Origin of the sequence: Dermacoccus sp. SAI-028, from assembly GCF_004346775.1 — a bacterium.
GTDB classification, from domain to species: domain Bacteria; phylum Actinomycetota; class Actinomycetes; order Actinomycetales; family Dermatophilaceae; genus Dermacoccus; species Dermacoccus nishinomiyaensis.
This window is the reverse complement of record NZ_SMFS01000001.1, coordinates 1,247,993-1,261,486: the sequence shown is the minus strand read 5'-3', so window position 1 is coordinate 1,261,486 and position 13,494 is coordinate 1,247,993. Positions and strand designations below refer to the sequence as shown.

The 13,494-nt window shown below is 70.4% G+C and carries 12 protein-coding genes; 5 read left to right on the top strand and 7 right to left on the bottom strand.

The features are described from left to right. Positions 1 to 33 precede the first annotated feature (33 nt). From aat to EDC82_RS05775, 5 genes are all read right to left on the bottom strand, one after another. Positions 34 to 735 carry a leucyl/phenylalanyl-tRNA--protein transferase gene (aat, locus tag EDC82_RS05795; RefSeq protein WP_006946588.1) on the bottom strand — a complete coding sequence of 234 codons (702 nt, stop codon included), beginning with the start codon at positions 733 to 735 and terminating at the stop codon, positions 34 to 36. After that, positions 732 to 1,718: a carbohydrate kinase family protein gene (locus tag EDC82_RS05790; protein WP_074041243.1), complete on the bottom strand. Its 987-nt coding sequence runs from the start codon at positions 1,716 to 1,718 to the stop codon at positions 732 to 734. The genes aat and EDC82_RS05790 overlap by 4 nt, the downstream gene beginning before the upstream one ends. A 78-nt stretch (positions 1,719 to 1,796) precedes the next feature. Continuing rightward, positions 1,797 to 2,159, bottom strand: coding sequence for an iron-sulfur cluster assembly accessory protein (locus tag EDC82_RS05785; RefSeq protein ID WP_006946562.1), 363 nt, complete (start codon positions 2,157 to 2,159; stop codon positions 1,797 to 1,799). A 94-nt stretch (positions 2,160 to 2,253) separates the two neighbouring features. After that, the gene (locus tag EDC82_RS05780) at positions 2,254 to 2,937 is read right to left on the bottom strand and encodes a M50 family metallopeptidase (protein WP_006946591.1); all 684 of its coding nucleotides are present in this window, start codon (positions 2,935 to 2,937) and stop codon (positions 2,254 to 2,256) included. A gap of 125 nt (positions 2,938 to 3,062) precedes the next feature. Beyond that, positions 3,063 to 4,430: a dipeptidase gene (locus EDC82_RS05775; protein WP_006946573.1), complete on the bottom strand. Its 1,368-nt coding sequence runs from the start codon at positions 4,428 to 4,430 to the stop codon at positions 3,063 to 3,065. Between the two features lie 72 nt (positions 4,431 to 4,502). Here EDC82_RS05775 and EDC82_RS05770 point away from each other — a divergent pair, with 72 nt between their 5' ends. After that, positions 4,503 to 5,132 carry a DUF3043 domain-containing protein gene (locus EDC82_RS05770; protein ID WP_006946565.1) on the top strand — a complete coding sequence of 210 codons (630 nt, stop codon included), beginning with the start codon at positions 4,503 to 4,505 and terminating at the stop codon, positions 5,130 to 5,132. 121 nt (positions 5,133 to 5,253) lie between these two features. Here the strand turns inward: EDC82_RS05770 and gcvT are convergent, their stop codons facing one another. After that, positions 5,254 to 6,357 carry a glycine cleavage system aminomethyltransferase GcvT gene (gene gcvT / locus EDC82_RS05765; RefSeq protein ID WP_062258756.1) on the bottom strand — a complete coding sequence of 368 codons (1,104 nt, stop codon included), beginning with the start codon at positions 6,355 to 6,357 and terminating at the stop codon, positions 5,254 to 5,256. A 102-nt stretch (positions 6,358 to 6,459) separates the two neighbouring features. Between gcvT and EDC82_RS05760 the strand changes: the two genes are divergently transcribed. The 3 genes from EDC82_RS05760 (at position 6,460) to EDC82_RS05750 (ending at position 10,915) form a co-directional block, all read left to right on the top strand. Next, the gene (locus tag EDC82_RS05760; RefSeq protein WP_074041242.1) at positions 6,460 to 7,944 is read left to right on the top strand and encodes a leucyl aminopeptidase; all 1,485 of its coding nucleotides are present in this window, start codon (positions 6,460 to 6,462) and stop codon (positions 7,942 to 7,944) included. A gap of 188 nt (positions 7,945 to 8,132) precedes the next feature. Further along, on the top strand, positions 8,133 to 9,983 hold the full coding sequence (gene sucB, locus EDC82_RS05755) for a 2-oxoglutarate dehydrogenase, E2 component, dihydrolipoamide succinyltransferase (RefSeq protein WP_131940844.1): 1,851 nt from the start codon (positions 8,133 to 8,135) through the stop codon (positions 9,981 to 9,983). Between the two features lie 23 nt (positions 9,984 to 10,006). After that, the gene (locus tag EDC82_RS05750) at positions 10,007 to 10,915 is read left to right on the top strand and encodes a TIGR01777 family oxidoreductase (RefSeq protein ID WP_006946521.1); all 909 of its coding nucleotides are present in this window, start codon (positions 10,007 to 10,009) and stop codon (positions 10,913 to 10,915) included. 68 nt (positions 10,916 to 10,983) lie between these two features. On the opposite strand, the gene EDC82_RS05745 is transcribed toward EDC82_RS05750, so the two are convergent. Beyond that, entirely contained in the window at positions 10,984 to 12,669 is a 1,686-nt protein-coding gene (locus tag EDC82_RS05745; RefSeq protein WP_074045454.1) for a serine/threonine-protein kinase, read from the bottom strand. Positions 12,670 to 12,812: 143 nt separating this feature from the next. On the opposite strand from EDC82_RS05745, the gene lipB reads away from it, so the two are divergent. Next, entirely contained in the window at positions 12,813 to 13,454 is a 642-nt protein-coding gene (gene lipB / locus EDC82_RS05740; RefSeq protein WP_006946636.1) for a lipoyl(octanoyl) transferase LipB, read from the top strand. Positions 13,455 to 13,494: the final 40 nt, after the last annotated feature.

The window sequence follows — 13,494 nt, the reverse complement described above, 5'->3', positions numbered from 1 at the left end:
ACTTCGCCAAGGGTCGGGGGGTATCTCCTGGCTCTAACGATTGCCTAACGGCACCCGCGCGCCCGGCACCAGACCGGTGATCGGCGGCGAGGTGACGAGGTGCGCGACGGCGTCGCGGTACGCCGGACGCTCCATGGTGGTGATGCCCAGGCTCGCGAGGTGGTCCGTGCGCCACTGCACGTCGATCAGACGCGGCCCGGGCTCGGCGAACACGACCTCGCTCAGCGCCCACAGCGCCACCTTCGATGCGTCAGTCGCGACGTGGAACTTCGACTCGCCGGCGAACAACCCACCGAGCGCGAGCCCATAGAGGCCGCCGACGAGTTCGCCGTCCTGTCTCACCTCGATCGAGTGCGCCACCCCGAGGCGGTGGAGTGCGCCGTAGGCCGAGGCGACGGCGGGGGTGATCCACGCGCCGTCACGGCTCGGGTCGGCGCAGGCGGCGACAACGTCGTCGAACGCGGTGTCGATGCTCACCTCCATCGTCCGGCCCGAGCGACGCAGGCTGCGGGAGACGTGGAAGTCACCGCGACGCAGGACGCCGCGCTCCAGCGGCGACCACCAGCCGAGCGGTTCGCCGCCGCCCTCCCCCAGACCCATCGGGAAGACGCCCTGGGAGTACGCCCCGACGATCGTCGCCGGTTCGAGGTCGGCGCCGAGGGCGACGAGGTCGTCATCGGCGTCGAAGTCGGCGTCGGCGAAGTTCCACCGGCACTCGAGCTCGAGCGGGTTCACGACCGCCGATCACGCAGGCGCGCCGCCACCTCGCCTGCCGCGGCGTCACCGTAAGCCGCGCGGAAGCGGTCGAGGAAGGCGGGCGCCTTCAGCACGTACTCCTGGGTGCCGACGGTCTCGATGACGTGAGCGGCGAGCACCGAACCCAGCTGGGCGCAGCGCTCCAGCTCGAGCTGCCACGACAACCCGGCCAGGAATCCAGCGCGGAAGGCGTCGCCGACGCCCGTCGGGTCGACCGCCTGCGCGATCTGGGCGACGGGCACGTCGATCGTCGGCTCACCGCGGCGGTGGATGCTCGCGCCGTCCTTGCCGCGGGTGATGACACGTACCCCGACGCGGTCGAGGATCTCGTCGGCGCTCCAGCCCGTCTTCTGCTCCGTGAGGTGCGATTCGTACTCGTTGGTGAACAGGTACTGCGCGCCGTCGATGATGTCGCGGATGAACGCGCCGTCGCCGAAGGCCAGCTGCTGGGAGGGGTCCGCGACGAACGGGATGCCCCGACGCCGGCACTCCTGCGTGTTGCGACGCATGCCCTCCGGGTCGTGCGCGCCGATGAGGACGAGGTCAAAACCCCCGTGGCGCTCGGCGATCGGGCCGAGTTCGACCTCGCGCCCCTCCGACATCGCACCCGGGTAGAACGACGCCATCTGCGCCATGTCGTTGTCGGTCGTGCAGACGAAACGCGCGGTGTGCTGCGTCTGCGAGATGCGCACCTCAGAGGTGTCGACGCCATGACGCTCCAACCAGGAGCCGTAGTCGGCGAAATCGGCGCCCACGCACCCGATGAGGATCGGGCGCAGGCCGAGGTCGCCGAGGCCGAACGCGATGTTGCCCGCCACGCCTCCGCGGCGGATCTGCAGGTCGTTCACGAGGAACGAGACCGAGATCTTGTCGAGCTGCTCGACGACGAGCGAATCGGCGAAACGCCCGTCGAACGTCATGAGATGGTCGGTTGCGATGGAACCCGTCACTGCGATCTTCACCGCATCAACCTACCGTGAAACGCGTTCGGCGCCCACGCTGCCATCGCAGCAGTGGGCGCCGAGGCGGAGCCGATCGGATCAGCTGAAGCTGTCACCGCACGCGCAGGAGCTGCCCGCGTTCGGGTTATCGATCGTGAAGCCCTGCTTCTCGATCGTGTCGGCGAAGTCGATGGAGGCGCCGTCGAGGTACGGCGCGCTCATGCGGTCGACCACGACCTCGACGCCACCGAAGTCGCGCACGAGGTCACCGTCGAGGGTGCGCTCGTCGAAGTAGAGCTGGTAGATGAGGCCCGAGCAGCCGCCCGGCTGCACGCCGACGCGCAGGCGAAGGTCGTCACGGCCCTCCTGCTCGAGCAGGCTCTTCACCTTGGCTGCGGCGACGTCCGTCAGAATGACGCCGTGGGTGGCCGTCTCGGCCTGGGTGTTCGTCTCCACCGTCATCGTGGATCGATCCTCTCTCACGTCTTCGGTCCTGGTGGTCTCCAGGCCGTTCTTCGTGCAACACCGCGGCGGCCCGCCGTGTTCCCGCCCCACCTTACGCGCCGCCGAGGCGCGCCAGTGACGAGCGGACCGGCTCGAGCACTCCGACGACGGCGGCAGCCGCCGTCAGGCACGCGATGGCGGCGAGCAAGAACACGAACCGCCAGACGAACGCAGGGACGTGACCGACGCGCGCGAGCTCCATCGCGTCGTCACGCCCGACGTGGGGGCGGAACAGCTCGAGCGCGGAGCGCAGCCCGCCGACGAGCAGGAACCACGACGCGCTCGCCACGACGACGTTCGTGACGGGATCGGAGGCCCAACGTAGCGTCGCGACGAGCAACGCCCCGACGCACGCGATGACGACGACGCCGAACGCGTTGCGCAGGAGCAGTGCCATGAGTGCGACGACAACGGCGCCGGCGACGAGCCAGATCCGCGCCTGGTCTGCGCGCAGGGCGACCAGACCCCCGAGCCCGACGATCCCGGGCGCCGGGTACCCGGCCAGGAGGGTCAGCACGACGCCGAGCCCACCCTGTCGGCCGACGCTTACCGCCTCACCTGACGAATCACGGTTGAGCCGCACCGAGCGGACGCTGCGCCCCGCGAGAAGAGCGACGAGGGTGTGCCCCGCCTCGTGGACCGCGGTCACGGCATGACGCAACGGGCCGAACAACCAGCCTGCCAGCGCGCACACGGCACCGACGACGGCGCTCAGCAGCATGAGGTCGTCATTCATGTCCCGACATCGCCCCCTCGGGATGGATGAGGCTCTTGACCCCGGCCTTCACCACAGGCACCCGACAGCGGGTGAGGCCACGCGCCATCACGCAGGCCTCACCCGTCGTCGTCGAGCGCCCGGTGTCACGCGCCGTCCGAGGCCTTCGCGACGCGCTGCAGGAGAACCGCCTCGGCGAGGCAGACCTTCGCGAACTCGCCGAGGTGCAGCGATTCGTTCGCGCCGTGCGCGCGGGTGTCGGGGTCTTCGACACCGGTGACGAGCAGCGCAGCGTTGGGCATCATCTCCGCGAACAAGGAGACGAACGGGATCGAGCCGCCGATGCCGACGTCGACGGGGTCGCTGCCCCAGGCGTCACGGAAGGCGGCGCGGGCCTCGTCGTAGAGCGGGCCGGTGGCGTCGGCGTCGAAACCGGAACCGATCTCCTCGAGCTCCACCTCCACCTGCGCACCCCACGGTGCGTGGGAGCGCAGGTGCTCGGCGAGCGCCTCGTAGGCGGCCTGCGGGTCCTGCCCGGGGGCGACGCGCAGCGACAGCTTGGCTCGCGAACTCGCCGCGAGCGTGTTGCTCGCGACGTCGACGCCCGTCGCGTCGAGCCCGATGACGGTGATGCTCGGCCCACGCCACAACCGCGCGGTCAGCGGGCCCGTGCCGATGAGCTGCGTGCCCTCGAGCATGCCGGCGTCGCGGCGCAGCTCCTCGGGCGTGTAGTCGATGTCGACATTCTCGTCGGAGTCCAGCCCGGCGACGGCGACGCTGCCCGCGTCGTCATGAAGCGTTGCGAGCAGGCGGCACAGCGTCGTCAGCGAGTCGGGGACGGCGCCCCCGAACATGCCCGAGTGCACCGAGTGCGCCAGGGTGCGGACGGTGACGACGGCGCGGACGGTGCCGCGCAGGGTCGTCGTCAGCGCCGGCGTGCCGACGGCCCAGTTCGCTGAGTCGGCGAGCACGAGGACGTCGGACGTCAGCTCGTCCGCGTACGTGCGCAGCAGTGCGGGCAGGGAGTCGGAGGCGATCTCCTCCTCCCCCTCGATGAAGAGGGTGACGGTGCAGGGCAGGTCGTCGCCCCAGGCGCGGATCGCGGCGATGTGCGCCATGACACCGGCCTTGTCGTCGGCCGCGCCGCGGCCGTAGAGGCGACCGTCGCGCTCGGTCGGTTCGAACGGCGGGCTCTGCCAGTCGGCGTCGTCACCGGGGGGCTGGACGTCGTGGTGGGCGTACATGAGGACACGCGGCGACCCTGCGGGTCCTTCCTTGTGCGCGATGACGGCCGGGCGGCCGCCCTCGGAGACGACCTTGACGTCCATCCCCTCGGCCTCGAGCAGCTTCGCGACGGCGCGCGCGGAGTCGTCGACGTGCTGTTGGTCGAACGATCCGAGGGAGACGCTGGGGATGCGCGTGAGGGCCTTGAGGTCCTCGACGACGCCGGGCATGAGGGTGGCGATGCGCTGGCGGAGATCCTCCGGGGCGCCCGCGTTCACGGTGGCAGTCACAGCCGCCACGGTATCCCCCGCGCGCCCGTGTCGGGGATGGGAGGCGCGCGGGCGTGACGTAAAGTGGCGCGGGTGCGAGCAGTGAAGAAGAAGACGAGCAGCGGCGCCACCGCCGTCGGAGCCACCGCGGTCGAGAAGGATGCGACGCGCGAGCCGGCCGCCCCGACGAATGATGCGGCGCACACTCCGCGCCCCGGTGCGAAGAACCGCCCGACGCCTAAGCGCAGGGACCAGGAGGCCGCTCGTCGGCGCCCCCTCGTCGAGACCGACCGCAAGGCAGCCAAGGCGGCAGAGAAGGAGCGCGCACGCGAGGCGCGCGCCCAGCAGCGCGCAGCCGCCGATCGTGGCGAGGAATCCGCGCTGCCGCTGCGCGACCGCGGCCCCGAGAAGCGCTACATCCGTGACCGCGTCGACGCCCGCCTCAGCCTGGGCGAGGTCGCGATGCCGCTCATGTTCATCCTGATCTTCTCGTGGTTCCTGCTGCCCAAGCTGGCCGCCATCACCCTGGCGCTCGTGTGGGTCATCGTGCTCGCGGGCCTCATCGACTCTGCCCTGCTGTGGCGCCGCATCAAGAAGGACCTCATCGCCAAGTTCGGTGCCGTGCCGCGCGGCGGCGCCCTCTATGCGGTGACGCGCTCGATGCAGATGCGCCGCCTGCGCTTCCCCCGTCCGACGGTGAAGCGGGGCGACACGGTCGCCTGACGCGCCTCACCTCGGCACGTCCAGAACGAACGCATGACGAAGGGGGTCGCACCATCCGGTGCGAGCCCCCTTCGTCATGTCGTCAGAGGAGACGCCGCCGAGGCGGGAGGCGCTCATCGCGTCAGCTGCTGCGCGTCTGCACCTCGACGAACGGCGGCTTCGTGACGACGGCCTCGAGCATGCGACCACGCACGTCGACGACGACCTGGTCGCCCTCGGCGAGCATCGGCGAGACGAGCGCGAGCGCGACGCCCATGCCGAGAGTCGGCGAGAACGTCCCGGACGTCACCTCGCCGAGTTCAGCGCCCTCGGCGTCACGCACGATGCAGTGCGCGCGCGGGATGCCGCGGCCGGTGAGCTTGAGGCCACGCGAGATGCGGCGCGGGCCCTCGGCCTTCTCCTTGGTCAGGGCGTCCTTTCCCCAGAACGCGTCCTTCTTCCAGCCGACGGCCCAGCCGGAGCGCGCCTGCACGGGCGTGATGTCGAGCGAGAGATCCTGCCCGTGCAGGGGGTATCCCATCTCGGTGCGCAGGGTGTCGCGCGCCCCGAGGCCACAGGGCAGACCCTCGTAGGGGGCCGCGGCCTCGACGAGGGCGTCCCACAGCGCGAGGGCATCGTCCCAGCGGCAGACGAGTTCGTAGCCGCGCTCACCGGTGTAGCCGGTGCGGCACACGGTGACGGGGCGGCCCTGCCAGTCGGCCTCGTCGAAGCTCATGTAGTCGTGGTCGACGGGCAGAGCGAGTGCGGAGACGACCTCGTCGGACTTGGGACCCTGGACGGCGAGCACGGCGTATTCCTCGTGCGCGTCGGCGACCTCGATACCCTCCGGCGCGGCCTCCTCGAGGCGGCGCACGACCTCGGCCGTGTTCGCGGCGTTGGGGATGAGGAACAGATCGTCCTCGGCCTTGACGTAGACGATCAGGTCGTCGACGACCCCGCCGCTCTCGTCGCAGCACATCGTGTACTGGGCCTGGCCGGGCCCGATCTTGCGCAGGTCGTTCGTCAGGCACGAGTTGACGAAGTCGAGCGCGCCTGCACCCTTCACCGTCGCCTTGCCCAGGTGGCTCACGTCGAAGATGCCGACGCGCTCACGCACCGCGGTGTGCTCGCGCACGACACCTCCGCCCGGATACTCGATGGGCATGTCCCATCCTCCGAAGTCGGCCATCTTCGCCCCGAGGGCGCGGTGACGCTCGTCGAGGGGCGAGAGCTTGTTCTCAGTCATGCCTCGAACCTACCGCGCCCACCGCGTCCTACGGGCCGTTAAGCTCGGCCCAGCAGCATGCACGCCGATGACCTCGGCATCACCCACGAAAGGGGCCCCCACATGGTCGACATCACCCTCAGCGACAAGAGCGCGGACGCCATCGCAGCCGACGCCACCGTCGTCCTCACCGCACCGATGAAGGACGGCGCCCGCGTCATCGACCCCGTCGGAGTCTCCCCCGCCGCAGTCAAGGCGCTCAACGAGGCTCTCGCGACGCTCGAGGCGAAGGGTCGCGCCGACGAGGTGCTGCGCCTGTCGGGTGCCGGCGACCTGAGCGGCCTCGTCATCGCCGTCGGCTCGGGCGTCGACGCCGAGCAGGCGCCGACGAAGGCCTCCGCGCTGCGTGACGCCGCCGGTGCCGCCGCGCGTTCGCTCACGGGCACCTCGAGCGCCGTCTTCGCCTTCCCCGCGGTCGCCGACGACCTCGTCCAGGCCATCTGCGAGGGCATCGCCCTCGGCGCGTACGCCTACACCGCGTACAAGAGCAAGCCGAAGGAAGCCCTCGCCAAGGCAACGCTGCTCGTCACCGACGCGAAGTCGCCCGGCGCCCTCGCGGGCGTCGAGACCGCGGCGGCCGTCGTGACCGCGCAGAACTGGGCGCGCGACCTCGTCAACATGCCGCCGCTCGACCTCAACCCCGCCTCGTTCGCCGACATCGTCCGCAAGCGCATGTCGGGCACCAAGGTCAAGGTCGACATCATGGACGAGAAGGCCCTCGCGAAGGCCGAGTGCGGCGGCCTCATCGGCGTCGGCCGCGGCTCGGCGCGTCCGCCGCGCCTCGTGACGCTGACGTACAAGCCCGCGAAGGCGACGAAGCACATCTCGATCGTCGGCAAGGGCATCACGTTCGACTCCGGCGGCCTGTGCATCAAGCCCGCCAACGGCATGGCGACGATGAAGTGCGACATGGCCGGCGCTGCCGCCGTCGCGGCCTTCCTCGAGGCCGTCGCCGCGCTCGAGCTGCCGGTCGCCGTCACGGGCTACCTGTGCCTCGCCGAGAACATGACGGGCGCCGACGCGCAGCGTCCCGGCGACGTCATCCGCATGCACGACGGCACGACCGTCGAGATCGACAACACCGACGCCGAGGGGCGCCTCGTCATGGCTGACGGCCTGTGCTACGCCACCGAGGAGGAGCCCGATCTCATCATCGACATCGCGACGCTCACCGGCGCGGCCGTGCTCGCGCTCGGCAACCGCACGGCGGCGATCGTCGGCAACAACGACGAGGTGCGCGACGAACTGATCGCGGCCTCCGAGCGCGTCGACGAGCACATGTGGCCGATGCCGCTGCTCGAGCACCTGCGCCCGAGCATCGACTCCGAGGTGGCCGATCTCAAGCACACCGGCGAGCGCATGGGTGGGCTCATCACCGCGGCGATGTTCCTCAAGGAGTTCGTCGGCGAGAAGAACGGCGAGCAGATCGACTGGATCCACATGGACATCGCGGCGCCCGCGTTCAACGAGGGCAGCCCCTACGGCGTCAACCCCAAGGGCGGCACCGGTTTCGCCGTCCGCACCCTCGTCGAGCTGGCTCGCGCCTGATCGAGCAGGCCCGCGGGTGGGAACGGCCGTTTTCCTACCCGCGGGTATTCGGGGCGGGTTTCCGCAACCCCGTCCGCGAGTGACAAGATGGCCTTGATCGGGGAGATCCGCTCGCTGCGAAGTGCCCCGGAGTTCACAACTTCATCCGCGAAACCAAAGTGAATTTTGGATTGAGGAGACCTCCACCCATGTCTGACCGCGTGACCATGCCGGCCCTCGGCGAGTCGGTGACCGAAGGCACCGTGACCCGCTGGCTGAAGAACGTCGGCGACACCGTCGCCGTTGACGAGCCGCTGCTGGAGGTCTCCACGGACAAGGTCGACACGGAGATTCCGTCGCCGATCGCCGGAACGCTGCAGGAGATCCTCGTCGAAGAGGATGAAACGGTGCCGGTCGGCGCCGACCTCGCCGTCATCGGCGACGGCGACGCTCCCGCGTCGTCCGACTCCGGTTCCGACTCCTCCTCCGACGACTCGCAGGAGGCCGAGCCGCAGGCCGAGGCCGACGAGAAGAAGGACGAGGCCGCCGAGAGCGCGCCGCAGGCGTCCGAGAGCTCGAACTCCTCGAACGACTCCGCCGCTGAGGTCTCCGGCGGCGAGAAGGTGACGATGCCCGCGCTCGGCGAGTCCGTCACCGAGGGCACGATCACGCGCTGGCTCAAGTCCGAGGGTGACGATGTCGCCGTTGACGAGCCCCTGCTCGAGGTCTCCACGGACAAGGTCGACACCGAGGTTCCCTCCCCCGTCGCGGGCAAGCTGACGAAGATCCTCGTCGCCGAGGACGAGACGGTGCCCGTCGGCGCCGACCTCGCCGTCATCGGCGGCTCGGCCGGCTCGAGTTCCTCCGACGACTCGGCCGAGGCCGAGAAGGCGCAGAAGAACCAGGACGAGGTCGACTCGAAGAAGCAGGACGAGGCCGTCGAGGCCGCGGAGTCGAAGAACGAGACGCCGGCCCCGGTCAAGGACGACGAGGCCGCCGAGAAGGAAGCCCCGAAGGCCGAGTCGTCGGCGAGCGAGGCGCCGAAGGACGAGGCCCCCAAGGCCGGCGCTGGCTCCGACAAGCAGCAGGAGACGTCGACGAAGGTCGACAACTCCGGCACCTACGTCACGCCTCTGGTGCGCAAGATCGCGGCCGAGAACAACATCGACCTGTCGACGATCACGGGCACCGGCGTCGGTGGCCGCATCCGTAAGCAGGATGTCCTCGACGCCGCGAAGAAGGCCCAGGAGCCGAAGCAGGAGGCCGCCCCGGCTGCGTCCGCCGCGGCTCCGGCAGCATCCTCCACCCCGGCCGCGTCGACGACGACGCCGCAGCCGTCCGCCGAGGCTCAGGCCAAGCGCGGCACGACGGAGAAGATGTCGCGTCTGCGCAAGGTCATCGCGCAGCGCATGGTCGAGTCGCTCGCCGTGTCCGCGCAGCTGACGGCCGTCGTCGAGGTCGACCTCACGAAGGTCGCGAGCATCCGTGCGCGCAACAAGGAGAGCTTCAAGTCTCGCGAGGGCGTCAACCTCTCCTACCTGCCGTTCATCACGACGGCTGTCGTCGAGGCGCTCAAGGCGTTCCCGCAGGTCAACTCCTCGGTCGACGGTGACAACATCATCTACCACAACGCCGAGCACATCGGCATCGCGGTCGACACGCCGCGCGGCCTGCTCGTGCCCGTCATCAAGGACGCGGGTGACCTGTCGATCGCCGGCATCGCGAAGAAGATCGCCGACCTCGCCGCTCGCACGCGTGACAACAAGGTGACGCCGGACGAGCTGGGTGGCGGCACGTTCACGATCTCGAACATCGGCTCGAACGGTTCGCTCATCGACACCCCGATCATCAACCAGCCGCAGGTCGCCATCCTCGGCACCGGCGCGATGGTCAAGCGTCCCGTCGTCGTCACCGATGAGTTCGGCAACGACTCGATCGCGATCCGTCAGATAATGAACCTCGTCCTCACCTACGACCACCGCGTGGTCGACGGCGCCGACGCCGGTCGCTTCCTCTCGGCCATCAAGGCTCGCCTGGAAGAGGGCGCCTTCGAGGTGTGATCGTCGCGGGCTAGTCTGACCGCATGACTGGACAGCGCATCGCCATCACCGGTTCCTCCGGAGTGATCGGCGGTGCGCTGTCATCATGTCTGCGTCGCCGCGGCGACACCGTCATCCGGATCGTCCGACGACCGGCGGTCACACCCGGCGAGGTGACGCTGCCCGAGGCCCGCAGCTCGAACAGCCGATTGGTCGAGACGCTCGCCACCGTCGATGCGGTCGTCAACCTGGCCGGGGCGGGCGTCGGGGATCATCGGTGGAGCCGTGCGTACAAGGACGCGATTCGCGAGTCGCGGATCGAGACGACGTCGAGGCTCGCCGACGCACTGGCGGAGGTGCCACAACGGATTCGTCTCGTCTCGGCTTCGGCGATCGGCTTCTACGGCGATCGCGGTGACGAGGTGCTCGACGAGACGAGCGCACCCGGGGAAGACTTCCTCGCTCGCGTCTGCATCGAGTGGGAAGCTGCGGCGATGAGGGCTGCGAAGCGCCACGACGTCGCCCTCGCGCGCACCGGTCTCGTCATGACGGGCGAGGCCGGAGCGTTCGCTCCCCTCCTGACGACGACGCGGCTGGGCGCAGGGGGCCCATTGGGTTCGGGGCGGCAGTGGTGGAGCTGGATCACGCTGCGTGACGAGGTGCGCGCGCTGGTGTTTCTTCTCGACCACCCCGACGTCGTCGGGCCCGTCAACCTCGTCGCACCGCGCGCGAGTCGGCAGGCCGATCTCGCACAGGCACTCGCGCGCTCGCTGCGGCGCCCCGCTGCCCTGCGCGTACCGAAGGGGGCATTGCGCTTCGTCCTCGGTGAGATGGCCGACCAGGTGACCGCGTCGACGCGGGTACGCCCCCACGTGCTCGAAGCTGCCGGGTTCGACTGGCAGGACGAGAACCAGGACCAGGCGCTCGACCGGCTCGTCGCGTCGGCGCTCTGACCGGCGCGCGTCGGGAGGCTGATCGGGCGCGTGGCGCGCTCTCGTCCGGTTCATGGCGGAGATGCGCCTCAGCTCGCTGACCAGGACGAGATGCGCCAGCCCGTGCCGTCGTGGCTGAGGACGAGCCGGACGTCATCGTGACGCGCAGCAACACGCTCGCTCGCGGTCTTGGTGCGGACGTCGTACCCCGACGTCGTGATTCGGCTCGTCAGGCACACCTGGCCACCGCTGCATGACGTCGGCGTCAGCGCGCCGATCGCGTAGCCGAGGCCGTCGTACGACGCGCCCTGCGCGCTCGCCCGCGTGAAGGCCTGCAGGTCGTGCGTGTGAGCAGCCGAGCCCGGCACGAGGCACCGGCCCAGGCCTTCTCGATCCAACGTCGACCAGGCCTTGGCCCGGCAGTCGAGCAGCGCCACGACCTCCTGACGCGTCGGAGCCGTCATCGTGGGCGTCTTCGCACCGGACGCGGGCACCGCCGTCCCCGCCTCCGGGTTGGTCGAGGGCGACACCGCGTTCGGCATCGTCTTCGACGGCGGTGCGGGCGTCACCGCCGTCGAGGACGTCGTCGAGTTCGCCGGTGTCACACCAGGGTTGGCGCGCGCGTAGGCCGCGCTCGTCGAAGATCCGGCGTCATTCGCCGAGTCTCCGCCTGCGTGAACGGGCCACATCGCTGCTGCTGTGACGACGCACGCCCCCAGCAGCGCCGCGGGCACCCAGCGACCAGCTCTCCAGCACGCGCCCGCCGCGTCAGCACGTCGCCCAGCGTCGACGGCCCCTGGACGCCACGTCCGTCTTCCCCCGACCTCGCCGCGGGTTTCAGCGCCACGACGCCCACGTCGCCCACGACGTCCGCCCCTGAGTGACGACCCATGGCGCTCCGCGTCGGCCGGCTCGAGGAACTGCCGCCGCTGCGCCTCGTCCCGCAGTCGTCGCGTGATCGACTCACCAACGGCAGGGGTGTCACTCCCCTCGCCAATCGGCACGGCGGTCGGCACGGGCACCGGGCGTGCGGTGGCGACACCGCGCAGCCGGGTCGCCAGCTCCGCGGCGTGCGGGCGCGACGACGGCGTCTGTGCGAGGCACGCCGTGATGAGGTCGACGAGCGCGTCCGGCGCGTCGGGCAGGACGTCGACGAGGTGCGGCCGCAGCGCTGCGACGGGCGGCGGCGTCCCCAGGAGACAGAACCAGGCGAGCGCCCCGAAGGAGTACACGTCGGCCGCAGCGCTGGGCGGTTCGCCGTCGACGATCTCGGGAGCGACGAACCCGTAGGTGGCCCAGTCGGCCCCGTCGGCGCGTGCCGCGACACGCGTGGCCCCCAGGTCTGCGATCGCAGGGCGTCCCTGGTGGTCGAAGAGAATGTTGGACGGGGTGAGGTCGGCGTGCACGCATCCTCGGTCGTGGAAACCCGCCATGGTCGCCGCGACCGGAGCGAGCGCCGTCACGCACTCGCCGACGGTGAGTCCGCCGCGTCCTCGCACGACGTCGTCGAGGCTGCCGCCGGCCATGTACTCGAGCACGAGCGCGCTGTGGCCCTCGGCGCTCGTCGTGAGATCGAGGGCCTCGACGACGTGGGGCCCCGCGTGGCGCCGCAGCATCCGCCATTCCGAACGCGCGGTGATCGCGGGTTCCGTGCCGACCTTGATCGCGACGGTGCCCTGCGGCCCGGTGGCGCGCCACACCGACGAGCTGCCGCCCTGCCCGATGCGCGCTTCGATGGTGTATCCGGCGATCGTGGGTGCGGTGGCGTCGGGCATGGTGACTCCTGGGTTCGGCGTGCGAGGGGCGCCGCGGTCGGCGTCACTGGTTCCACTGTCGCCCAGGAGGGCCGAAGCGTGCGTCGAGTTATCCACAGGCAGGCCGGCGGCCGTCGCGGCGTGTCGGAGAGTAGGCTCGGGGGATGCGTATCCAGCACCTCGGCTTCGCCCCTGACTTCGTCGACTACGAGCAGGCGTGGGAGGTGCAGCGTCAGGTCCACGCCGACGTCGTCGCGGGCGGCGAGGACACGGTTCTGCTGCTCGAGCACTCCCCCGTCTACACGGCGGGCAAGCGCACCGAGGCGCACGAGCGTCCCTTCGACGGCACGCCCGTCGTCGACGTCGACCGCGGCGGCAAGATCACGTGGCACGGTCCGGGTCAGCTCGTGGGCTACCCGATCATGGCGTTGCCCATCCCCATCGACGTCGTCGCGCACGTGCGTCGCCTCGAGCAGCTCATGATCGACGTGTGCGCCGAGTTCGGCGTCGACGCCGACCGCGTGGAGGGACGTTCCGGCACCTGGGTGCTCGCCGACGACAAGGGCCCCGACCGCAAGATCGGCGCCATCGGCGTGCGCGTCTCGAAGCGCGCGACGATGCACGGTTTCTCGCTCAACTGCGACTGCGACCTGTCGTGGACGCAGACGATCGTGCCCTGCGGCATCGCCGATGCCGGGGTGACGACACTGAGCCGCGAGGTCGGTCGTGACGTCACCGTCGCCGAGGTGCTCCCGGTCGTGGAGCGTCACCTGTCGGCGATCGTCGCCCCGTCGAAGGCGGCATGAGCGCCGTCCGCGTACTCGTGGGGAAGTTTTCACCCGCGTA